Origin of the sequence: Streptomyces sp. CC208A (assembly GCF_030010625.1) — a bacterium.
GTDB lineage: Bacteria > Actinomycetota > Actinomycetes > Streptomycetales > Streptomycetaceae > Streptomyces.
Genome location: NZ_JASCXN010000029.1, coordinates 25,839 through 48,016 on the forward strand (window position 1 = coordinate 25,839; position 22,178 = coordinate 48,016).

The following is a 22,178-nucleotide window of genomic DNA, read 5'->3' on the forward strand; positions in this document are numbered from 1 at the left end:
CCGTCGGGCCCGGACCAGGACCGGGCACCGGGCCAGGACCAGGACCGGTCAGACCGTCTCGGCGACCTTCGCCGTGCCGTCGGCGTCGGCGTCGGCCTGCTTCTCCCCGACCTGCTTCTCCGGCGCCGGGCCGGCGCCTCGCAGCGCCACCTCCTTGACGAAGAAGGCGAGGACGAAGCCGAGGACCGCGACCGCCGCGCCGACGAGGAAGGCGGAGTGGGTGCCCGCCGCGACCGCGTGCTGGTAGGCCTCGCGCAGCGCCTCCGGCAGCTTGGCCAGGCTCGCCGCGTCGAGCTGGGCGGTCCGCTCGGTGAGGGCGGAGCCGCCGCGGGCGGCCATCTCGTCCTGGACCCGGCCGGTGAAGAGCGCGCCCATGACGGCGACGCCGAAGGAGGAGCCGAGGGTCCGGAAGAGGGTGGTGGAGCTGGAGGCCACGCCCATGTCCTTCATCTCGACGCTGTTCTGCGCGACGAGCATGGTGATCTGCATCAGGAAGCCCATGCCGGCGCCGAGGAGGGCCATCCAGAGGCCGGAGACCAGGCGGGAGGTGCCGGTGTCCATCGTGGAGAGCAGGAACAGGCCGGCGGTCATCAGCGCGCCGCCCGCGACGGGGAAGGCCTTGTACCGGCCGGTGCTGGTGGTGACGCGGCCGACGACCAGCGAGACGACCATCATCGAGAGCAGCATCGGCAGGAGCAGCAGCCCGGAGTTGGTGGCCGAGGCGCCCTGCACCGACTGCTGGAAGATCGGCAGGTAGAGGACCGCGCCGAACATCACGAAGCCGGTGATGAAGCCGATCAGGGACATCAGGGTGAAGTTGCGGCTGCGGAAGATGCGCAGCGGCACGATCGGGTCGCTCGCGCGGGTCTCCACGTACAGGAAGGCGGCGAGGGCGGCCGCGCCGCCGACCGCGAGGCCGACGACGGTGGCCGAGCCCCAGGCGTACTCGGTGCCGCCCCAGGTGGTGACGAGGACGATCGCGGTGATACCGACGGTCAGCAGCCCGGCGCCGAGGAAGTCGATCCGGGTGCCGACCGCCCGCCGCTTCTTCGGCAGGTGGAGGACGGTGGTGATCATGGCGAGGGCGACGGCGCCCAGCGGCAGGTTGATGTAGAAGGACCAGCGCCAGCCCCAGTGGTCGGTGATGGTGCCGCCGACCAGCGGGCCGCCGATCATGGCGAGGGCCATCACGCCGGCCATCATGCCCTGGTACTTGCCCCGCTCCCGGGGCGGGATCAGGTCGCCGATGATCGCCATCACGCCGACCATGAGGCCGCCGGCGCCGAGGCCCTGGACGGTCCGGAAGCCGATGAGCTGGCCCATGTCCTGGGCCATGCCGCTGAGCGCCGAACCGATCAGGAAGATCACGATCGAGAGGAGGAAGACGCCCTTGCGGCCGTACATGTCGCCGAGCTTGCCCCAGACGGGGGTGGAGGCGGCGGTGGCCAGGGTGTAGGCGGTGACGACCCAGGAGAGGTGCTCCAGGCCGCCGAGCTCGCCGACGATCGTCGGCATCGCGGTGCCGATGATCATGTTGTCCAGCATCGCGAGGAGCATCGCGATCATGAGGGCGAGGAGGACCACCCGCACGCTGCGCGGCGCCTCCGGCTCCCCCTGGGCCTGTCGCGTGGTCGATGACGCGGCGTCCGTCACGAGCCGTCCCCTTACTTGCCGACCGGCTAGTTACTACACTGGGGACGGTAGGGGTGTCACTTGCCGGTCGTCAAGTAAGTTTTGTGGAAAGTGGGAGTGAACAGCCATGGCCCGAGGCAACACCCGGCAGCGCATCCAGGACGTGGCCCTCGAACTCTTCGCCGAGCAGGGCTACGAGAAGACCTCGCTGCGCGAGATCGCCGAACGCCTCGACGTCACGAAGGCGGCGCTCTACTACCACTTCAAGACCAAGGAAGACATCATCATCGGGATCTTCCAGGACCTGGCCCGGCCGATCGACGAGCTGGTGGCCTGGGCGGCCGAGCAGCCGCGCACCCTGGAGACCAAGCAGGAGATCCTGCGCCGCTACCACCGGGCGCTGCTCGCCGCGGCCCCGCTGTTCCGCTTCATGCACGAGAACCAGGCGACCGTGCGCGACCTGAGCATCGGCCTGACCTTCAAGGAGCGCTTCATGGCGCTCAACGAGTTCATCCAGGAGCCGGACGACCCGATGAAGAACAAGGTCCGCGCCGTGAGCGCGATCTTCGCGCTGCACGCCGGGACCTTCTTCATGCAGAACGTCGAGGGCGACCCCGAGGAAAAGCAGGAAGCCGTCCTCGAGGTCGCCCTCGATCTGATCGAACAGGCCCGGCGGGCCTGACACCCGCCGGCCTCGGCCGGACACGCTCAGCGTCAGATGGAGACGCCGTGGGTCCGCAGGAAGGCGGCCGGGTTGACCGCGGAGCCGTAGTTCGGGGTCGTACGGATCTCGAAGTGCAGGTGCGGGCCGGAGGAGTTGCCGGTGTTGCCCGAGAGGGCGATCTGCTGACCGGCGGCGACCTTCTGGCCGACGTACACCTTGATCTTCGACAGGTGGGCGTACTGCGAGTACGTGCCGTTGGCGTGCTTCACGACGATGGCGTTGCCGTACGCGGGACCGTCGCCGCCGCCGTTCGGGCCGGCCTTCACGACGGTGCCGGCGCCGGCGGCCTTGACCGGGGTGCCGACCGGGACGGCGAAGTCCTGGCCGGAGTGCTTGTGGGCCCACATGGCGCCGCCCTGGTTGTAGCTGGCGGTGAGGGTGTACGAGGTGACCGGCTTGACCCAGCCCTTGGCCTTCTTCGCGGCGACCGGCTTGGCGGCGGCCTTCTTGGCCGCGGCCTTCACCTGAGCGGCCTTCGCGGCCTTCGCGGCCTGAGCCTTGGCGGCCTGCGCCTGGGCGGCGGCCTTGACCTGGGCGGCGACCTTGGCCTGGGTCTCGGCCTGGGCCATGACGGCGGCCGCGGTGCCGGTGACCGGGACGGCCTTGCTCTCGGCGGCGAAGGCGGACCCGGCTCCGGCCACCAGCGACGCTCCCAGACCCGCGGTGGCGAGGGCGACGGCGGTGACTCGGACGGCGGGGTTCATGACGCGCTTCGACATACGGGGGAAGACCTCCGGACAGAACGGGACCCGACGCGATCGGTGCGTTGCGCCGGGCTGGCTGTTCCTTGGTAACCCGCCACCCAGGCCATCCCAAAACACCCCATCTACGACAGAAGGTCGTAGCGATCTCCGCCGGAACACACCCCTCGTCCTCCCGGGAGCCCACCTGCGAAATCGGACATAAGGGCTCAAGTTTTCAGGTTGAGTCGCCTGCCGATGGGGCCGGAAAAGGCCGGAAAGGCAGCGCGACGCCCGATTCGACCCGGTCGGGACCAAGGTCCCGGTGGTTGACCCCTAAACGTCCAGATTCATCCGACATCGGTACTACGACCACCTCTAGTACCCCTCGAAACCCCTGTGCGCCTTGTCACCACGCGGGGCCTGCCATTGCGACCTGGGTCACGCAACCGGAGCCGCCGAAAGGCCGTCCCGCACTACGCTGACCGATCGGGGACGTACATCAGGGACGTACGGGGGGACAGGTATGGAACCGGCACTCATCGGCACCCGGCTCGCGTCGGCGGCGATCGGCCCGCTGCTGAGGAGACTGCTGGCCCAAGGCGCTCCCGGCGCCGGCCTCACGGGCGCCGACCGCCCCGTACGGCTCGCCTCGCTCCTCTCCTTCCGAGGCGAGAAGCGCACCCTCACCGAGAAGGACGTGCGGAAGCTGGCGGCGACGCTGGTGGCCCGGACCTGCGAGGGCCCCGGCGAGCGGCCGTTCCCCACCGACGAGACCGAGGCCGTCACCGATGCCCTCGCCGCGAACCTGCTGGCCCTCGGCGACCTCGACATGGACGACGTCCAGGCCGTCCACCTCGGCCACCGCGACCTCGCCCGGCGCCTGCGCGAAGCCGCCCCCGCCCCCGACGGCCTCTCCGCGGACGCGGTCCTCTACCTGGAGACGGCCACCGAGGGGGCCTGCCGCCACATCCTGGAGTTCTTCGCCCAGCGCCCCTCCTTCGTCGCCCGCACCCTCGTGGAGCAGACCCGGGCCCAGGCCGGGCTTGCCGCGAAGCTCGACGCGGTGGCGGCGGCGAACCCGGGCCCGCTCGCCGAGGACGCCGCCTTCGAGCGCCGCTACCTGGCGCACCTGGCGAAGAAGCACGGCCACCTGACGATCTACGGCATCGACCTGCACGACACGGAGGAGGACTGGCCGCTCGACGTGGCCTACCTGTCCCTGGAGGCGACCGGCGAGCCCCGCGGCCACCGCCCCGACCACCAGGAGTACGTGTCCCTCCGCGCCGACCTCGCCCCCGCCGCCCACGACCGGATCCTGCTCCGGGGCCAGGCGGGCTCCGGCAAGACGACCCTCGTCCAGTGGCTGACGGTCGCGGCGTGCGCGGCGAACGCCGGGGAGGGCGGCGACGACGGGACGGCGTACCTCTACGGCCGCATCCCCTTCGTCCTCCCCCTGCGCACCCTCACCCGCCACGGCGAACGCCTCCCCGACGCCGGACGCTTCCTCTCCGCCGCGGGCTGCCCCCTCACCCCGCCCGACGGCTGGGCCGACCGCGTCCTCGCCGCCGGCCGGGGCCTGGTCCTCGTCGACGGCATCGACGAGATCCCCGAGGCCGAGCGCGGCCGGGCCCGCGACTGGCTGCGCGGGCTGCTCGCCGCGTACGACGGCGGCAACCGCTGGCTCGTGACCTCCCGCCCCACCGCCGTACGCGACGACTGGCTGGCCCGCGACGGCTTCACCGAGCTGACCCTCTCCCCCATGTCCCCCGCCGAAGTCGCCACCTTCGTACGCCGCTGGCACCGCGCGGCGGGCCCGTCGGCGGCACCGTACGAACAGCAGCTCCTGGACTCCCTCCGTACGACGGAACACGTGGCCCAACTGGCGACGAACCCCCTCATGTGCGGCCTGATCTGCGCCCTCCACCGCGACCGCCGCGGCTACCTCCCCCGGGGCCGCAAGCCGCTGTACGAGGCCGCTCTCGCGATGCTGCTCTCCCGCCGCGACCGCGAACGCGGCATGGGCGCCCCCTACGGCGTCGCCCTCGACGAGGCCCCCCAGATCCAGCTGGTCCAGCGCCTGGCGTACTGGCTCACGCTCAACGACCGCTTCGTCATGGACCGCGCCCACGCGGAGTCCCTGGTCACGGAGGCCCTCCCGGCGATGGGCCTCCGTGATGCCCCACCAGACCAGGTCTTCACCCACCTCCTCCACCGCAGCGGCCTCCTCCGTGAGCCCACCGCCGACACCGTCGACTTCGTCCACCGCACCTTCCAGGACTACCTGGCGGCCAAGGCCCTGGTAGACCACTGGGACATCGGCGTCCTCGTCCGCCACGCGACGGACGACCGCTGGGAGGACGTCATCCGCATGGCCGTCGGCCACGCCCGCCCCCGCGAGGCGGCGGAGATCCTGCGGGAGCTGCTGAAGGCGGCGGACGCCGCCGCCGACCGCCGTACGCGGCTGCGCCTGGTCCTCCTGGCTGCGACGGCCCTGGACCACGCGACGGAGGTCTCCGCGGAGGTCCGGGAGGAGATCGTGCGGCGTACGGGGGAGGTCATCCCGCCCCGTACGCCGGACGAGGCGAGGGAGCTGGCGGGGGTGGGGCGCATGGTTCTGGACCTGCTGCCGGGCCCTGAGGGACTGAGCGGCGAAGCGGCGGAGATGGTGGTGATCGCGGCGAGTCACGTCACGGTGGACGCAGCCGTCCCCTATCTGGCGCGTTTCGCCGATCACCCGAAGCTGGACGTACGGGCCCAGCTCGTCTGGGCGTGGCAGCGCTTCGAGACCCGGCCGTACGCGGAGGCGGTCATAGCCCGTCTGGACCCGGCGGAGCTGCGCTACATCGTCAGCGACGACGGCCAGGCGGACGAACTCCTCCGCCTCGGGCTCGCACCCGAGCGCCTGGAGATCTATGAAGAAGTCTCAGACGGCCGAGTGGCCGCGCTGCTCACTCGTTGTGACCTCAAGACATTGGCCCTCACCCGTGCGCCCGGAAGTGTCTTCCCGGCTGCTCTGAGCTCGCAGGAGAACCTCGAAGAACTCTCGCTCATGCTGCCCGCTCAGGTGCCATGGAGGCTCACCGACCTGCCGACGGCGCCTGTGAGGGAGCTGTACCTCCAGTCTTCCCCCAGCGACGGTCTCGCGGGCCTCGCCCGGTTCCCGGAGCTGCGGCATCTCTCACCGTGGTCGGATCCCAGGAATGAGGAGGGCTGGCGAGCGCTGACGGAACTGCCCCACCTGGAATCCCTGTACCTCGACACCTCCCTCGCCGTCTCCTGCCCCGATGACGTCACGCTGCCGTCGGTCACACACCTTTACCTCCACTCCATCACCCCCACAGCCCCCCTGGCTCGCATCTTTCCCTGCCTGCGGTTCGTCACCGCGCTCCGCCCGCCCCTCGAAGGAGCCGAGCACCTGCCGCCACACGTCCAGGTCACCCCGGTGGTATGACGAAAAGGGGCGGCCCCGGAACCGTGCTGGTTCCGGGGCCGCCCCTTTGACCGCTACACGCTCAGCGCGTGCGTCACGCGTCCTTCGACAGGTTCGGTCCCGTCTCGCCCGCCGCGACCGGAGGCGCGTCCGGCAGGGCCGACTTCTCCTCGCCGCGGAAGGTGAACTTGCGCTCCTCGCCTTCGCCCTCCGTGTCCACGACCACGATGTGGCCGGGGCGCAGCTCGCCGAAGAGGATCTTCTCCGAGAGGCTGTCCTCGATCTCGCGCTGGATCGTCCGGCGCAGCGGCCGGGCGCCCATGACGGGGTCGTAGCCCTTCTTCGCCAGGAGCTCCTTCGCGGACTGGGAGAGCTCGATGCCCATGTCCCGGTCCTTCAGGCGCTCGTCCACGCGGCTGATCATGAGGTCGACGATCTGGAGGATGTCGTCCTGGGTCAGCTGCGGGAAGACGATGATGTCGTCCACACGGTTGAGGAACTCGGGGCGGAAGTGCTGCTTCAGCTCCTCGCTGACCTTCGCCTTCATCCGCTCGTAGTTGGACTTCGTGTCGCCCTGGGCCGCGAAGCCCAGGTTGAAGCCCTTCGAGATGTCCCTGGTCCCGAGGTTGGTCGTCATGATGATGACCGTGTTCTTGAAGTCCACGACCCGGCCCTGGGAGTCGGTCAGGCGACCGTCCTCCAGGATCTGGAGCAGGGAATTGAAGATATCGGGGTGGGCCTTCTCGACCTCGTCGAAGAGGACGACGGAGAACGGCTTGCGGCGCACCTTCTCGGTGAGCTGGCCGCCCTCTTCGTAGCCGACGTATCCGGGCGGCGAACCGAAGAGACGGGAGACCGTGTGCTTCTCGCTGAACTCCGACATGTCGAGGGAGATCATCGCGTCCTCGTCGCCGAAGAGGAATTCGGCGAGCGCCTTGGACAGCTCGGTCTTACCGACACCGGACGGGCCGGCGAAGATGAACGAGCCGCCGGGACGCTTCGGGTCCTTCAGGCCGGCGCGCGTGCGGCGGATCGCCCGCGAGAGGCCGATGACGGCGTCCTTCTGGCCGATGACGCGCTTGTGGAGCTCGTCCTCCATGCGGAGCAGACGCGAGGACTCCTCCTCGGTCAGCTTGAAGACCGGGATGCCGGTGGCGGTCGCGAGGACCTCGGCGATCAGCTCGCCGTCGACCTCGGCGACGACGTCCATGTCGCCGGCCTTCCACTCCTTCTCCCGCTTGGCCTTCGCGGCGAGGAGCTGCTTCTCCTTGTCGCGCAGGGACGCGGCCTTCTCGAAGTCCTGCGAGTCGATCGCGGACTCCTTGTCGCGGCGGACGCCGGCGATCTTCTCGTCGAACTCGCGGAGGTCCGGCGGCGCGGTCATCCGGCGGATGCGCATCCGGGAGCCGGCCTCGTCGATCAGGTCGATCGCCTTGTCCGGGAGGAAGCGGTCCGAGATGTACCGGTCGGCCAGGGTCGCGGCCTGGACGAGGGCCTCGTCGGTGATGGAGACGCGGTGGTGCGCCTCGTACCGGTCGCGCAGGCCCTTGAGGATCTCGATGGTGTGCGGCAGCGACGGCTCGGCGACCTGGATGGGCTGGAAGCGGCGCTCCAGGGCGGCGTCCTTCTCCAGGTACTTGCGGTACTCGTCGAGCGTGGTGGCGCCGATGGTCTGGAGCTCACCGCGGGCCAGCATCGGCTTGAGGATGCTGGCGGCGTCGATCGCGCCCTCGGCGGCGCCCGCACCCACCAGGGTGTGGAGCTCGTCGATGAACAGGATGATGTCGCCGCGGGTGCGGATCTCCTTGAGGACCTTCTTCAGGCGCTCCTCGAAGTCACCGCGGTAGCGGGAGCCGGCGACCAGCGCGCCGAGGTCCAGGGTGTAGAGGTGCTTGTCCTTGAGGGTCTCGGGCACCTCGCCCTTGACGATGGCCTGCGCCAGGCCCTCGACGACGGCGGTCTTGCCGACGCCGGGCTCGCCGATGAGGACCGGGTTGTTCTTGGTGCGGCGGGACAGCACCTGCATGACCCGCTCGATCTCCTTCTCGCGCCCGATGACCGGGTCGAGCTTGGACTCGCGGGCCGCCTGGGTGAGGTTGCGGCCGAACTGGTCGAGGACGAGGGACGTCGAGGGGGTGCCCTCGGCGGGGCCGCCGGCGGTGGCGGCTTCCTTGCCCTGGTAGCCGGAGAGCAGCTGGATGACCTGCTGCCGCACCCGGTTGAGATCGGCGCCCAGCTTCACGAGGACCTGGGCGGCGACGCCCTCGCCCTCGCGGATCAGGCCGAGCAGGATGTGCTCCGTGCCGATGTAGTTGTGGCCGAGCTGGAGGGCCTCGCGGAGCGACAGCTCCAGGACCTTCTTGGCACGAGGGGTGAAGGGGATGTGGCCGGACGGGGCCTGCTGGCCCTGGCCGATGATCTCCTCCACCTGCTGGCGGACCGCCTCGAGCGAAATCCCGAGGCTCTCCAGGGCCTTAGCGGCGACACCCTCACCCTCGTGGATAAGGCCCAGAAGGATGTGCTCGGTGCCGATGTAGTTGTGGTTGAGCATCCGGGCTTCTTCCTGAGCCAGGACGACAACCCGCCGCGCGCGGTCGGTGAACCTCTCGAACATCGTTAATCGCTCCTCAGAGCGGTCAGTCAGTTAGGGGTCGATCCCCTCCCTGTCCTTCCGCAGCTTAGTCCCGCAAGCGGGGACCGCTCATTCCAACTGCCGACATCCGTCCGGATCACCCCCTTGTCGGTGGGGTGGTCCGCTGCCGAACAGCCGACAAATGCTCCAACTCGATGGTGCGAGACGATGTTCCCGCAGGCCAAGTAGTTACCCCCGCCTTGAGTACGCCGATGGCGAACGTGAGACGGCTCGGTCCGGCGAGTCACCCCTCTCCACTAGGAATGTCTTACCCGTAGGGTCCGACACTCCATGCGGCGCACCCGGGGTCCCTCCGCTACCAGCGAACAACATCCCGGCGTCGAATGCACTCGTACACCCCATTACCGGACACCTCGGGTCCCCGGACCGGAACGTTACGTCACCGGTCGCGCCCGGGGCCGTAACCTCCTCGGCTCCGCGGGAGTTCCCCGGGCATGGCCTTCACCGTCCCGTTTCCCCGGTCGCCGCTCGGCGGCGGGGAGTCCGTGCTCTGGTACGAGCGGGAGCTCGGCTGGGCGACGGTGCCGGGGCCGCCGGTGCAGCTGGTGACGGGGCTCCGCTTCGACGTCCTGGAGCTGCCCGCGGCGGCCGGCCGGGGGGTGCTGCGCCGGGTGGGCGCGGCGACGGGGCCGGTGGCCCTGATGGGGCGCCGTATGCGGCTCCTGGTGGCCGCGGGGAGCGCGGAGGAGCTGCCGGGTCTGCTGGAGTGGCTGGAATGGGGCGGGATCTCACTGGATCTCGCGGTGCTGGGCGCCGGCGGCCGGATGACCGCTCCCCCACCGCCGGGGCGGGGCGGTTCCGGCGCGCCGGGCGCCGCCATGTGGCTGCGGGCCCCCGAGCCGGGCCGCGAGGTGGAGTCCTCGCTGCCGGCTCCGCGGTCCGGGCCGTGGGGCCGTGCGGGGGCCCCGTGTCTGACGCGCCTGGTGGCCGCGGCCGCGGTGGAGTGCCATCGGCTGCGACTGCTGAGCGCCCGTGCCGGAGGACCGGCGGCTCAGCGGGGGACGCCTCAGCGGTTCGCGTCCTCGTAGGCCGCCTTCACGTGCGCGGGGACGCGGCCGCGGTCGTTGACCTCCATGCCGTTCTCCTTGGCCCAGGCGCGGATCTTCGCCGTGTCCGGGCTGCCCGCGGCGGCGGCCCGGCCCTTTCCGCGGCCCGTGGCGGCACGGCCGCCGGTACGACGCCCGTTCGTGGTGTACGGCTCGAGCAGGCCACGGAGCTTTTCCGCGTTGGCGGTGGTGAGGTCGATCTCGTAGGTCTTGCCGTCCAGAGCGAACGTCACGGTCTCGTCCGCCTCGACACCGTCGAGGTCGTCGACAAGAAGGACCTGAACCTTCTGTGCCACCGGATTTCCTTTCATCGAAAATGCAGTACGCGGAAAGGAAACCGCTTTTCCCGGAAAAACACAAACCCCTGGGAGAGGTTCGGAACCCCGGCAACGCGGGAAACGTGCGCGATTCGGACATAGGGTTCCGTGCGGCTTCCCCCCCGGGGCTTCCGCTCAGAGGTGGAGAAGCATGCGGCTGTTGCCCAGGGTGTTCGGCTTCACTCGTTCGAGACCGAGGAACTCGGCGACGCCCTCGTCATAGGAGCGGAGGAGCTCGCTGTAGACATCTCCGTCGACCGGGGTCTCGCCGATCTCGACGAAGCCGTGCTTCGCGAAGAAGTCCACTTCGAAGGTGAGACAGAAAACCCGGCGCACGCCGAGCCAGCGGGCGGTCTCCAACAACTTGGCGAGCAGCTGGTGGCCGACGCCGGCGCCCTTGAACTCGGGATCGACGGCGAGGGTGCGGACTTCCGCGAGGTCTTCCCACATGACGTGCAGGGCGCCGACTCCGACGACCTCGGCGTCCGTGTCGCGTTCCGCGACCCAGAACTCCTGGATGTCCTCGTAAAGGGTCACCGTGGCCTTGTCGAGGAGGATGCCGCGGCGCGCGTAGGGGTCGACCAGTCGCCGGACGGCGGCGACGTCGGAGGTGCGGGCACGGCGTACGGTGACGGCTTTCGACATGGGGGGACGGTACCGCTAGGAGGCCGCCGGTTCCTCTCCGCCCTCCTCCGGGTCGGGGGGGAGCGGGCTGTCGTGCTGGACGATCCGGATGGCGTCGTTCAGGGACTCGCGCTGTTCCGGGGACATCATCCCGAAGAAGGCGACCAGGGCGGCCGCGGGGTTGTCGCTCTGTGCCCAGGCTTCGTTCATCAGTGCCGCCGAGTAGGCGGCGCGGGTGGAGACCGCCGTATATCGATAGGCGCGGCCTTCGACTTCCCTGCGCACCCAGCCCTTCTGGTGGAGATTGTCGAGGACGGTCATGACGGTGGTGTAGGCGATGGAGCGTTCCTGCTGGAGGTCTTCCAGGACTTCCCGGACGGTCACCGGGCGGTTCCATTGCCAGACGCGCGTCATGACGGCGTCTTCGAGTTCTCCCAAGGGGCGGGGCACGGGCCCACCCTAGTGGGAGAAGAGGGAGATTAGGGATATTGAGGGCGATAACTTGACAAAAAGGGCGTACGACCGTGACGGTCGCACGCCCTTCGGGGTCCTGCGGATGCTACGAGCGCGGCTGCTACGAGGAGGAGCCGTCCGCCTGGCGGGCGGCCTCCGCGCGGGCGAGCGCGGCGTCGACCACCGCGTCCTCCTTGGCCTTGTTGGGGCCGCCCTGACTCTTGACGATCACGACGATGAGACCGATGAAGAACGCGGCCATCACGACGGGGGGCAAAAGCGCGGATACGTAGTCCATGCCGACCAGAGTAGCTAGCCCGCGGCCCGTTCCTCGGGCGGGGGCGGAGGTACGGGGCGGCGGCGCGGCGGGAAGACCTCGGAGGGCTTGGGCACCGGGCGTTCGGTCGGGGCGGGGGTGGACGGCTTGGGCCGGGGCTCCTGGCCGGCGCGGCCGCCGGGCAGGGCGAGCAGTCGGGCCCGGGAGGCGGCGGCCGGGGTGCCCGTACCGGCCGGGGAGACCCGCGCGAGGCGGGCGCGTACGGAACGCTCGGCGAGGACCTGGCAGCGGGCGAGCAGCCGGGCGGCGGCGGGGTTGCCGCGCAGGGCGCGCAGGGCGGCGAGGTCGTCGGCCCCGGGGTCGTACCCGTCGGCCAGGGCGCCCTCCAGGAGTTCCAGGTAGCCGCCGAGCGAGCCGGGGAGGGCCGCGCGGTAGCGGGCCAGGTCGTCGAGGAGGAAGGCGCGCAGCCGGGCGGCCTCGCGCACGGCCTCGTCCACGGAATCGGCCAGACGGAGGGCGTCGCGGACGTCCTCATCCGGGAGGGGGGCGGGGTGGAGGGCGTTGGCGAGGGCACGGCGGAGCACACGCAGTTCGACCGCGCTGAACGCCATGCCGCCGCGGGTTCCGTATGGCGTGGGCATGGGCCGACGATACGCGCTAATCGGACAATTTTCGCTTAGCGATCATCCGGCGCGTCGGCCCGGAACACCCCCTCACCTGCGGATTCCCGCCCCGAAAAGATCGCGGACAGCGCACGACCATGAGTGGTCATACGCGGTCGCGAACGATCGCGAACGGTCACATACGGGAGGCGTTCCGCTCGTACACCAGACGCAGGCCGATCAGGGTCAGCCAGGGCTCGTGCTCGTCGATCTCCTTCACGTCCCCGAGGACCACCGGCGCGAGCCCGCCCGTCGCGATCACCGTGACGTCCGAGGGGTCGCCGTCGGGGCCGACCAGCTCGCGCCTCATCCGCGCGACCACCCCGTCCACCTGGCCCGCGTAGCCGAAGACGACGCCGGACTGCATCGCCTCCACCGTGTTCTTCCCGATCACGCTGCGCGGCCGGACCAGCTCGACCTTGCGGAGCATCGCGCCCTTCACGCCGAGCGCCTCGACCGAGATCTCTATGCCCGGGGCGATCGCGCCGCCCGCGTACTCGCCGCGCGCGGTGACCGCCTCGTACGTCGTCGCCGTGCCGAAGTCGACCACGATCGCGGGGCCGCCGTAGAGCTCCACCGCCGCCACCGCGTTGACCACGCGGTCCGCGCCGACCTCCTTCGGGTTGTCCGTGAGGATCGGCACGCCCGTCTTCACCCCGGGGCCCACGAGGACCGACGGCACGTCCCCGTAGTAGCGGCGGGTCACCTCGCGCAGCTCGTGGAGCATCGAGGGGACCGCCGCGCAGATCGAGATCCCCTCGATGCCGTCGCTCAGCTCGGCGCCGAGCAGGGGGTGCGTGCCCATCAGGCCCTGGAGCAGGACCGCCATCTCGTCGGCGGTCCTGCTGGGATCCGTGGAGATCCGCCAGTGCTCGACGATCTCCTCGCCGTCGAAGAGCCCGAGAACCGTGTACGTGTTGCCGACGTTGATGGTGAGCAGCATCAGCCGCGCACCTCGCGCAGGTCCAGGCCGATGTCGAGGATCGGGGAGGAGTGCGTGAGGCCGCCGACCGCCAGGTAGTCCACGCCGGTCGCCGCGTACGCCGCCGCGTTCTCCAGGGTCAGCCGGCCGGAGGACTCCAGGATGGCGCGGCCGTCGACCAGGGCCACGGCCTCCTCGGTCTCGTCCGGGGTGAAGTTGTCCAGCAGGATCAGGTCGGCGCCCGCGTCCAGGACCTCGCGGACCTGGTGCATGGTGTCGACCTCGACCTCGATCGGCACCTCCGGGAAGGCCTCCCGGACGGCCTGGAACGCCTCGGCGACCCCGCCGGCCGCCACCACGTGGTTGTCCTTCACCAGGGCGGCGTCCGCCAGCGACATCCGGTGGTTGACGCCACCGCCGCAGCGGACCGCGTACTTCTCCAGGGCCCGCAGGCCCGGCGTCGTCTTGCGGGTGTCGCGGACCTTGGCCTTCGTGCCCTCCAGGGCGTCCGCCCACGCGCGCGTGGCGGTGGCGATGCCGGAGAGTCGGCACAGGAGGTTCAGCGCGCTGCGCTCACCGGTGAGCAGGTCGCGGGTCCGGGCGGTGACGCTGAGCAGCAGGTCGCCGGGCTCGACGCGCTCGCCGTCCTCGCGGTGCCGCTCGACCTCGAACTCCTCGGTGCAGACGATCGACAGGACCGCCTCCGCGATCCGCAGACCGGCGACCACACCGGCCTCCCGGGCCACGAAGTCGGCGGTCGCGACGGCGTCCTCGGGGACGGTCGCCACGGTCGTCACGTCCACCCCGCCGTCGAGGTCCTCGGCGATCGCCAGGTGGGCGATGTCCTCGACCTGTACGGGGTCGAGGCCGGCGTCGGCGAGCAGCTGGGCGAGCGCGGGGTCGAGCCCGCACTCGTACTCCTCGGCGTCGCCGCAGCCGCAGCCGTCGCCGCAGCCGCCTGCGGACTCCTCCTCCTCCTCGGAGGAGGTGATCTGGATGAGAGGGACGTCCACGGGCTCGGGACGGGCTTCCTCGGGCGTGCTCACGGCTGCGGCTCCCTGGGGGCTTCGGGGGTTGCGGGGGTTACGGGCGGAAAGTCCGCGGTCTCGGTGGTGCGCACCACCGGCCTGCGGTCGGGCGTGAGGCGGACGACCAGGTGGCGGCGCCACCGCTCGTCGTCCCGGTCCGGGCGGTCCTCGCGCCAGTGGCAGCCCCGGGTCTCCTCGCGCGCCAGGGCGGCCGCGGCCAGGACCCGGGCCACGCACAGCAGATTGGTGGTCTCCCAGGCCTCCACGCCCGGCTCGGCGGCCTTGCGCTCCTCCTCGGCGCCCTCCCGGAGCGCCTCCAGGGCGTCGGCCGCGGCCGTCAGGCTCGCGGAGGAGCGCAGCACGCCCGCGTACCGGGTCATGATCCGCTGGATCTCGCGGCGGACCTCGGGCGCGAGCAGCGCGAGGACCGTCGGCTCGGCGTCCGTCCGCGGCGCGCCCTCGCGGTGCGGGCCGTGCTCCGCGAGGTCCGCGGCGATCCGCTCGGCGAAGACCAGGCCCTCCAGGAGCGAGTTCGAGGCGAGCCGGTTGGCGCCGTGCACACCGGTGCAGGCGACCTCGCCGCACGCGTACAGGCCGGGGACGGTGGTGCGGCCGCGCAGGTCGGTGCGGACGCCGCCGGAGGCGTAGTGCGCGGCCGGGGCGACCGGGATCGGGGCGGTGACCGGGTCGATGCCGTGCGCCCGGCAGGCGGCCAGGATCGTCGGGAAGCGGTGCTCCCACATCTCGGCGCCGAAGTGCCGGGCGTCCAGGTACATGTGCTCGGCGCCCTGCTCCCGCATGCGGCGGGTGATCGCCTTGGCGACGACGTCCCGGGGCGCCAGCTCGGCCAGCTCGTGCTGCCCGACCATGAAGCGGACGCCGTCCGCGTCCACCAGGTGGGCGCCCTCGCCGCGTACCGCCTCGGAGACCAGCGGCTGCTGGCCCTCCGCGCCGGCGCCGAGGAACAGCACCGTCGGGTGGAACTGCACGAACTCCAGGTCGGAGACCTCGGCCCCGGCGCGCAGCGCCAGGGCGACGCCGTCGCCGGTGGAGACGGCCGGGTTGGTGGTGGCGGAGAAGACCTGCCCCATGCCTCCGGTGGCGAGCACCACGGCGGGGGCGCGGACGGCGCCGACGCCGTCGTGCTGTCCCTCGCCCATGACGTGCAGGGTGACACCGGCCGTACGGCCCTCTCCGTCCTTGAGGAGGTCGAGGACGAGGGCGTGCTCGATGGTGCGCACCCCCCGCTCGCGGATCGCCTCGACCAGGGCGCGGGAGATCTCGGCGCCGGTGGCGTCGCCACCCGCGTGGGCGATCCGGCGGCGGTGGTGGCCGCCCTCACGCGTGAGGGCGATCTCGCCGTCGTCGGTGCGGTCGAAGTCGGCGCCGGTGGCCATCAGGCGGCGGACCGCGTCCGGGCCCTCGGTGACGAGGAGGCGGACGGCCGGCTCGTCGCAGAGCCCGGCACCGGCGACGAGGGTGTCGTCGAGGTGCTGGCCGGGGGTGTCGCCCTCGCCGAGCGCGGCGGCGATGCCGCCCTGGGCCCAGCGGGTGGAGCCGGCGTCCAGGTCGGCCTTGGTGACGACGACCGTACGGAGCCCGGCGGCGGTGCAGCGCAGGGCGACGGTCAGCCCGGCGACGCCGGAGCCGACCACGACCACGTCCGCGTCGATGGCCCAGCCCGGCTCGGGGGCGTGCAGCCGTATTCCGGTCACGAGGCGGCTCCCTGGGTGGCTCCGAAGGTCAGCGGGATGTTGTCGATCAGCCGGGTGGTGCCCACGCGCGCGGCGACCGCGAGGATCGCCTCCCCCTGGTGGGCGTCCTCGACCTCGGTGAAGTCGGCCGGGTCGACCAGGGCCAGGTAGTCGAGGACCAGCGGCGGCTCGGCCTTCGCGGCCTCGTCCAGGACCGCCCTGGCGGCCGCCCGTACGGCTCCGGCGCCGCCGCCCTCGGCGGCCTGCGCGACCGCGTGCGCGTCGGCGGCGGCCCGCGCCTCGCCGAGCCGGGACAGCGCCTCCGCGCGGGTCTCGGCCCGCCCCTGGGCGCCGGGCAGGGCGACGGCACGCGCGTGCAGCGCCTCCTGCGCGGCGAGCCGGTCGCGGGCGGCGAACAGGGCCCGGGACAGGGCGAGCGCGGTGCGCCGCTCGCGGGGCGACAGGTAGCGGTTGCGGCTGGACAGGGCGAGACCGTCGGTCTCGCGGACCGTCGGGACGCCGACGACCTCCACCGGGAAGTTCAGGTCCGTCACCATGCGGCGGATGACGGCCAGCTGCTGGGCGTCCTTCTCCCCGAAGAAGGCCAGGTCGGGCCCGGTGAGGTGGAGCAGCTTGGCGACGACGGTGAGGACGCCGTCGAAGTGCCCGGGCCGGGAGGCGCCCTCCAGGAGCTCGCCCATGGGGCCCGCGGTGATCCGGACCTGCGGCTGCCCGCCGGGGTAGACCTCGTCGACGGAGGGGGCGAAGACGGCGCTGGCGCCAGCGGCGAAGGCCAGCTCCAGGTCGGCGTCGAGGGTGCGCGGGTAGCGGTCGAGGTCCTCGCCCGCGCCGAACTGGAGCGGGTTGACGAAGACGGTGACGACGACGAAGCCGTTCGCGCCGACCCGCTCGCGGGCGGCCCGGATCAGGGTGGCGTGACCCTCGTGGAGGGCGCCCATGGTCATGACGACGGCGTTCTCGCCCGACTTGCCGCCGAAGTGGGACCGCGTGTCCTCCAGCTCCTCGGCCGTGGAGATCAGCTCCGCGGGCTCGTGGCGCGCGGGGCCCTTCCGGTCGAACAGGCTCATCGGTCGTCTCCTTGCGGCCCGTCGGCGGGCCCGGTGGTACCAGTGGTGCCGGTCGCGCCCGCCGGCGGGTCGGCGGCGAGAACGCCCAGCAGGTCCTGGGCCAGCTCCGGCTTGAGCAGGCCGTGCGCGAGCGCCCGGTCGGCGGTGGTGCGGGCCATCGCCAGATAGCCGGCGACGGTGCCGGGCGCGTGCTTGCGGAGCTCGGCCACGTGGGCGGCGACCGTGCCGGCGTCGCCGCGCGCGACGGGGCCGGTCAGGGCCGCGTCGCCGGACCGCAGCGCGTTGTCGAGGGCGGCGCCCAGGAGGGGGCCGAGCATCCGGTCCGGAGCGGCGACCCCGGCCGTGCGGAGCAGCTCCATCGACTGGGCCACCAGGGTGACCAGGTGGTTCGCGCCGAGGGCGAGGGCCGCGTGGTACAGCGGCCGGGCCTCCTCCGCGATCCACTCGGGCTCCCCGCCCATCTCGATGACCAGCGCCTCGGCGGCGAGCCGCAGCTCCTCGGGCGCGGTCACCCCGAAGGAGCAGCCGGCGAGCCGCTGCACGTCGACGGCGGTGCCGGTGAAGGTCATCGCCGGGTGCAGGGCCAGCGGGAGCGCGCCCGCGCGGCGGGCCGGGTCCAGGACCCGTGCCCCGTACCGCCCCGAGGTGTGGACGATCAGCTGTCCCGGCCGGACGGCGCCGGTCCCGGCGAGTCCCTCGACGAGGCCCGGCAGGGCGTCGTCCGGGACGGTGAGCAGCACGAGGTCGGCGAGGGCGAGCACGCGCGCGGGCTCCACCACCGGCACGCCCGGCAGCAGCTCGGCGGCCCGGCGCCGGGAGGCGTCGGAGACCGCGGAGACGGCGACGGGGCGGTGCCCTGCGAGCTGGAGGGAGGCGGCGAGGGCGGGGCCGACGCGGCCCGCGCCGACGACTCCGACGGTGAGCCGGGCGGGCCGGTCCTCGGCCCTGGGCTCTGGCGCTGCTGGTGCGTTCACGGTGGGTACGGCCTTCCCGTTCCAGTCCTCGGCGGGTACCGGACGATTTCTGGTCATGCTACGCCAGCGTTTCGCCCCTCCCCCTGGCTGTCCACAGGCAGCGGGCGGCGGTGTGATGATCTGTCCATGGATGTGGATGAACCGTCGGCGGAGGAGGCGGCCCGGCAGCACCGGAGCCGTGTGTGGGGCGGGGCCGCCCGCTCGCTGTGGCGCCCCTCCGCGGAGGGCACGGTGGGCGGCCGCCTGCGCGCGCTCGCCGACTGGGCGGAGACGGCCGGGCTCGCGGACGCGGCCCTCGACACGTACGGCACCGGCCTCGTGGAGGCCCTGGAGGAGCGGGTCGCCGCGGAGCTGGGCATGCCCGCCGCCGTCTTCTTCCCCACCGGCACCATGGCCCAGCAGGTGGCGCTGCGCTGCTGGGCCGGGCGCACCGGCAGCCCGGTCGTCGCCCTCCATCCGCTCGCCCACCCCGAGGTCCACGAGGGCGGCGCCCTGGGGGCCGTGTCGGGGCTGCGGACGGTCCACCCGACGGACGCGCCCCGGCTGCCGACGGCCGAGGAGGTACGGGACCACCCGGAGCCCTTCGGGACGCTCATGCTGGAGCTGCCGCTGCGGGACGCGGGCTTCGTGCTGCCGACCTGGGAGGAGCTGACCGCGACCGTCGACGCGGCCCAGAAGCGGGACGCGGTGGTCCACTTCGACGGCGCCCGGCTGTGGGAGTCCCCGACGCGTTTCGGCCGTCCGCTCGCGGAGATCGCCGGGCTCGCGGACAGCGTGTACGTCTCGTTCTACAAGTCCCTCGACGGGATCTCCGGCGCCGCGCTCGCCGGGCCCGAGGACCTGGTGGAGGAGGCCAGGGTCTGGCTCCACCGGTACGGGGGCCTGCTCTTCCAGCAGTACCCGGCCGCGCTCGCCGCCCTGCGCGGCCTGGACACCGAGCTGCCCCGGCTGCCGTCGTACGTGGCCCACGCGCGCGTGGTGGCCGACGCCCTGCGGGAGGCGCTCGCCGGGAAGGACGGGCCCGGCTGGTTCCGGGTACACCCGGAGGTGCCGCACACCCACCAGTTCCAGGTGTGGCTCCCGTACGAGCCGGACGTCCTCACGGCCGCCGCCGTCGCCCAGACCGAGCGGACCGGGGTCTGCCTCTTCCGCCGCTGGTTCGCCCCGGGTGCGGGCGGCCCGCCGGGGGTCGCCGTCACCGAGGTGACGGTGGCGGCGGCGGGCCTGGAGTGGACGGCCGAGGAGGTCAGGACGGCCGTACGCGACTTCCTGACGCTCGTCGGGAACCCAGGGTCCTGAGCCGACGGCCCAGGGCCGTGCCCAGGCGGCCGGTCGCGGGGCGGCCGGCCACCACCCGCTCGAAGCGGCGGCGGTCGCGGAGTCCCCGCAGCACGGCCGCGTCGTGGGTGCCGGGGGCGGGCGGCGCGGGCTCGCCGCGCCGCGCCGCCCGGTAGCTGTCGAAGAGGTGCTGCTGCAAGGCGTCCATGCACCCACCCTGGGCGCGTACCGGCCCGTCCGCGCCCCGATTGACGGGCCTCGTCAATCGGGCGACGGCCTCCCCGGGGCGTCCCGCACCATGGGGGCGTGAGCGTGACCATCGACATCACCGGAGTGCCGGCCGAGCGGATCGTCTTCAGCCCCTCGCCGCTGGCCGAGCTCGGCAACGCCGTGCACGTCCTGGCCGAGCCGGGCCACCATCCCGGGCACCACGCGTGGGCGGCGGCGACCGCCGCCGCGCTCGACCCCGGCCTCGCCGACCGGCTCCTCGAGGCCGACTTCATGTGGCGGTCGGCGCGCTCCGACTTCCTGCTGCCCGCGCGGCCCCGCGAGACCCTGGCAGAGGAGCTGGACGACCTCGACCGCATGGACGACGAGAAGTTCGTCGACACCGCCCTGGAGATCTCGTGCAGCGCCCTCTATGCCCGGGGCGGCGTCCCGTCCCCGCTGGTCGACGAGGGAGCCCGGCGGCGCGCCCTCGATCTGGCCGCCGCGCGCGGTCCGCGCCAGGCCGCGTTCGTGGAGCGGATGCTCGCCGCGCCGACCGCCACGCGCGCGTGGATCCGGCGGCTCCTGGAGGACTGCGACGAGGCGTTCTTCGCCGAGACCTGGCGCCGGGTCCGGTTCCAGCTCGCCGCCGACGCCCGCCACAAGACGGAGCTGATGCGCCGCAAGGGTCTGGCCGCCGCCCTCGCGGACGCCTCGGGGGCGCTGCGCCTGGAGGAGGACGGAGACGGCACCCGGATCGTGGTCGACAAGCTGCTGGAGGCCCGCACGAGCGGCCGGGCCCTGACCCTGCTGCCGAGTGCCTTCGGCCGGCCCCACCTCATCGCCCTGTACGCGCCCGGCTGGCAGCCGGTGATCATGTACCCGGCGGCGAGCCGCGAGGTCGGCGGCACCGAGTCCGTCGAGACCGTGGAGCGCCGGCTCGACGCACTCGCCCACCCGGTCCGGATGCGCATGTGCCGCAGCCTGGCGCGCGGCCCGTACTCGACGAGCGAGCTGGCCGACGCGTACGGCATCACCGCCCCCGAGGTCTCCCGCCACCTCGCCGTCCTCCGCAAGGCCGGCCTCCTCACCACCCGCCGCCGGGGCCGCTACGTCCTCCACCAGCTGGACTTCTCCGTCGTCGCCCGCCTGGGCAGCGACTTCCTGGAGTCGGTGCTCCGTTAGACCGTGTCAGTCGGACCGTGTCAGTCGAAGCGGATGTGGGCGAGCCCCACCCGGATCCGGCGCAGCCGGTGCCGCAGCGGGCCGTCGGTGTCCGGCGCGATCCGCAGGCCGGCGAGGTCCGCGACCCGGTCGGCGACCTGCGGGACGGTGAGGTCGTCGGTACGGAGGTGGTGGGCGAACTCCGGGGCGGCGAGGGCGGCCAGGCAGCCGTCGAGGCGGGCCACGGCGAAGCTCTCCCGTTTGAGGCCGCGCCCGAGGCCCCGCTCCGCGAGCCGTCGCAGCACCGTCTCCCGCTCGGCGAGCAGCGAGACGTGCCGCACGCGTTCCTCGCCGTGCGCCTCCCGCAGCCGTCCGACGGTCTCCGCGAAGCAGCGGGGGTCCACGACCGTCATCGGCACGAGGACCGGTCCGTCGTGCCGCCGCAGCGCCAGGTCAAGGACCTCGTACACGCCCTGCCGCCAGGCCGGCAGGTCCTGGAAGTCGCCGCGCAGCCCCGCCGGGAGGGCGCGGTGCAGCCCGAAGCCGATGTGCTCCGGGTCGCAGACGACGCTGCCCGGCAGCCTGCGGCGCAGCTCGTACGCGGTCTGGGTCTTGCCGCCGCCGAAGGGGCCGTTCAGCCAGACCAGCACCTCAGCGGCCGCCCGCGCGGACCAGGCCCGTCTCGTAGGCGAGGACGACGACCTGGACGCGGTCGCGGAGGCCCAGCTTGGTGAGGATGCGGCCCACGTGGGTCTTGACCGTGGCCTCCGAGAGGACGAGGCGGGCGGCGATCTCGCCGTTGGAGAGGCCCTGGGCGACGAGGAGCATGACCTCCCGCTCGCGGTCGGTCAGCTTCTCGATCTCGCGGTGTTCGGGCTCCCGTCCGGAGGACGGGAGCATCGGGGAGAAGCGGTCGAGGAGCCGGCGGGTGGTCGAGGGGGCGACCACGGCGTCGCCGCTGTGCACCGAGCGGATCGCGCCCAGCAGCTCGCCCGGCGGCACGTCCTTCAGCATGAAGCCGCTCGCGCCCGCCTTGAGCCCGGAGAAGGCGTACTCGTCGAGGTCGAAGGTGGTCAGGATGAGCACCTTCGGGGCGTCGGGCTCGGCGCAGATCCTGCGGGTCGCCTCCACGCCGTCGAGGCGCGGCATCCGGACGTCCATGAGGACCACGTCGACCTGGGTGGTCCGCAGCACCTCCAAAGCCTCCGCCCCGTCTCCCGCCTCCGCCACGACCTCCATGTCCGGCTGGGCGGCGAGCACCATGCGGAAACCGGTACGGAGGAGTACCTGGTCGTCGACGAGCATCACGCGGATGGACATGC

21 protein-coding genes are annotated in these 22,178 nt (G+C 72.4%); 5 read left to right on the top strand and 16 right to left on the bottom strand.

Translation table 11 applies throughout. From position 1 onward, the window contains the following. Window positions 1-48 precede the first annotated feature (48 nt). Entirely contained in the window at window positions 49-1,653 is a 1,605-nt protein-coding gene (locus tag QK442_RS26890; RefSeq protein WP_282696660.1) for an MDR family MFS transporter, read from the bottom strand. A gap of 106 nt (window positions 1,654-1,759) precedes the next feature. On the opposite strand from QK442_RS26890, the gene QK442_RS26895 reads away from it, so the two are divergent. Then, window positions 1,760-2,314, top strand: coding sequence for a helix-turn-helix domain-containing protein (locus QK442_RS26895; protein WP_282696661.1), 555 nt, complete (start codon window positions 1,760-1,762; stop codon window positions 2,312-2,314). 32 nt (window positions 2,315-2,346) lie between these two features. Here the strand turns inward: QK442_RS26895 and QK442_RS26900 are convergent, their stop codons facing one another. After that, window positions 2,347-3,075, bottom strand: a complete 729-nt coding sequence (locus QK442_RS26900; protein WP_282696662.1) for a M23 family metallopeptidase — start codon at window positions 3,073-3,075, stop codon at window positions 2,347-2,349. Between the two features lie 487 nt (window positions 3,076-3,562). On the opposite strand from QK442_RS26900, the gene QK442_RS26905 reads away from it, so the two are divergent. Then, a complete protein-coding gene (locus QK442_RS26905; protein WP_282696663.1) occupies window positions 3,563-6,490 on the top strand; it encodes an NACHT domain-containing protein in 2,928 nt (975 codons plus the stop codon). A gap of 73 nt (window positions 6,491-6,563) precedes the next feature. On the opposite strand, the gene QK442_RS26910 is transcribed toward QK442_RS26905, so the two are convergent. Then, on the bottom strand, window positions 6,564-9,083 hold the full coding sequence (locus QK442_RS26910; protein WP_282696664.1) for an ATP-dependent Clp protease ATP-binding subunit: 2,520 nt from the start codon (window positions 9,081-9,083) through the stop codon (window positions 6,564-6,566). Between the two features lie 473 nt (window positions 9,084-9,556). Here QK442_RS26910 and QK442_RS26915 point away from each other — a divergent pair, with 473 nt between their 5' ends. After that, the gene (locus QK442_RS26915; RefSeq protein WP_282696665.1) at window positions 9,557-10,150 is read left to right on the top strand and encodes an SCO3374 family protein; all 594 of its coding nucleotides are present in this window, start codon (window positions 9,557-9,559) and stop codon (window positions 10,148-10,150) included. On the opposite strand, the gene QK442_RS26920 is transcribed toward QK442_RS26915, so the two are convergent. From QK442_RS26920 to QK442_RS26965, 10 genes are all read right to left on the bottom strand, one after another. Continuing rightward, complete coding sequence (locus tag QK442_RS26920; protein ID WP_282696666.1) at window positions 10,129-10,464, bottom strand: Lsr2 family protein; 336 nt, start codon at window positions 10,462-10,464, stop codon at window positions 10,129-10,131. The two genes, QK442_RS26915 and QK442_RS26920, sit on opposite strands and share 22 nt — an antisense overlap. 156 nt (window positions 10,465-10,620) lie before the next feature. Next, window positions 10,621-11,130: an amino-acid N-acetyltransferase gene (locus QK442_RS26925; RefSeq protein ID WP_282696667.1), complete on the bottom strand. Its 510-nt coding sequence runs from the start codon at window positions 11,128-11,130 to the stop codon at window positions 10,621-10,623. A 15-nt stretch (window positions 11,131-11,145) separates the two neighbouring features. Beyond that, on the bottom strand, window positions 11,146-11,559 hold the full coding sequence (locus QK442_RS26930) for a BlaI/MecI/CopY family transcriptional regulator (RefSeq protein ID WP_282696668.1): 414 nt from the start codon (window positions 11,557-11,559) through the stop codon (window positions 11,146-11,148). Between the two features lie 124 nt (window positions 11,560-11,683). Beyond that, window positions 11,684-11,860, bottom strand: coding sequence for a hypothetical protein (locus tag QK442_RS26935; protein WP_282696669.1), 177 nt, complete (start codon window positions 11,858-11,860; stop codon window positions 11,684-11,686). Window positions 11,861-11,874: 14 nt separating this feature from the next. Beyond that, on the bottom strand, window positions 11,875-12,450 hold the full coding sequence (locus QK442_RS26940; protein ID WP_282696732.1) for a hypothetical protein: 576 nt from the start codon (window positions 12,448-12,450) through the stop codon (window positions 11,875-11,877). Between the two features lie 187 nt (window positions 12,451-12,637). Further along, a complete protein-coding gene (locus tag QK442_RS26945) occupies window positions 12,638-13,444 on the bottom strand; it encodes a type III pantothenate kinase (RefSeq protein WP_282696670.1) in 807 nt (268 codons plus the stop codon). Next, window positions 13,444-14,469 (bottom strand): carboxylating nicotinate-nucleotide diphosphorylase, encoded by a 1,026-nt coding sequence (gene nadC, locus QK442_RS26950; protein ID WP_282696671.1) that lies wholly within the window; start codon window positions 14,467-14,469, stop codon window positions 13,444-13,446. Before nadC ends, QK442_RS26945 begins: the two co-directional genes overlap by 1 nt. Further along, window positions 14,466-16,166 carry an L-aspartate oxidase gene (locus QK442_RS26955; RefSeq protein WP_282696672.1) on the bottom strand — a complete coding sequence of 567 codons (1,701 nt, stop codon included), beginning with the start codon at window positions 16,164-16,166 and terminating at the stop codon, window positions 14,466-14,468. The genes nadC and QK442_RS26955 overlap by 4 nt, the downstream gene beginning before the upstream one ends. Further along, window positions 16,163-17,233 (bottom strand): pantoate--beta-alanine ligase, encoded by a 1,071-nt coding sequence (gene panC / locus QK442_RS26960; RefSeq protein ID WP_282696673.1) that lies wholly within the window; start codon window positions 17,231-17,233, stop codon window positions 16,163-16,165. The genes QK442_RS26955 and panC overlap by 4 nt, the downstream gene beginning before the upstream one ends. Further along, complete coding sequence (locus QK442_RS26965; RefSeq protein ID WP_282696733.1) at window positions 17,230-18,207, bottom strand: DUF2520 domain-containing protein; 978 nt, start codon at window positions 18,205-18,207, stop codon at window positions 17,230-17,232. Before QK442_RS26965 ends, panC begins: the two co-directional genes overlap by 4 nt. Window positions 18,208-18,333: 126 nt before the next feature. Between QK442_RS26965 and QK442_RS26970 the strand changes: the two genes are divergently transcribed. Next, the gene (locus tag QK442_RS26970) at window positions 18,334-19,506 is read left to right on the top strand and encodes a beta-eliminating lyase-related protein (protein ID WP_282696674.1); all 1,173 of its coding nucleotides are present in this window, start codon (window positions 18,334-18,336) and stop codon (window positions 19,504-19,506) included. On the opposite strand, the gene QK442_RS26975 is transcribed toward QK442_RS26970, so the two are convergent. Then, a complete protein-coding gene (locus QK442_RS26975; protein ID WP_282696675.1) occupies window positions 19,454-19,693 on the bottom strand; it encodes a hypothetical protein in 240 nt (79 codons plus the stop codon). The genes QK442_RS26970 and QK442_RS26975 overlap by 53 nt on opposite strands. A gap of 98 nt (window positions 19,694-19,791) precedes the next feature. On the opposite strand from QK442_RS26975, the gene QK442_RS26980 reads away from it, so the two are divergent. Beyond that, window positions 19,792-20,877 (top strand): DUF5937 family protein, encoded by a 1,086-nt coding sequence (locus tag QK442_RS26980; protein WP_282696676.1) that lies wholly within the window; start codon window positions 19,792-19,794, stop codon window positions 20,875-20,877. Window positions 20,878-20,897: 20 nt separating this feature from the next. Here the strand turns inward: QK442_RS26980 and QK442_RS26985 are convergent, their stop codons facing one another. After that, window positions 20,898-21,506 (bottom strand): AAA family ATPase, encoded by a 609-nt coding sequence (locus tag QK442_RS26985; RefSeq protein ID WP_282696677.1) that lies wholly within the window; start codon window positions 21,504-21,506, stop codon window positions 20,898-20,900. Window position 21,507: 1 nt separating this feature from the next. Continuing rightward, window positions 21,508-22,176, bottom strand: a complete 669-nt coding sequence (locus tag QK442_RS26990; RefSeq protein ID WP_282696678.1) for a response regulator transcription factor — start codon at window positions 22,174-22,176, stop codon at window positions 21,508-21,510. Between the last annotated feature and the right edge of the window lie 2 nt (window positions 22,177-22,178).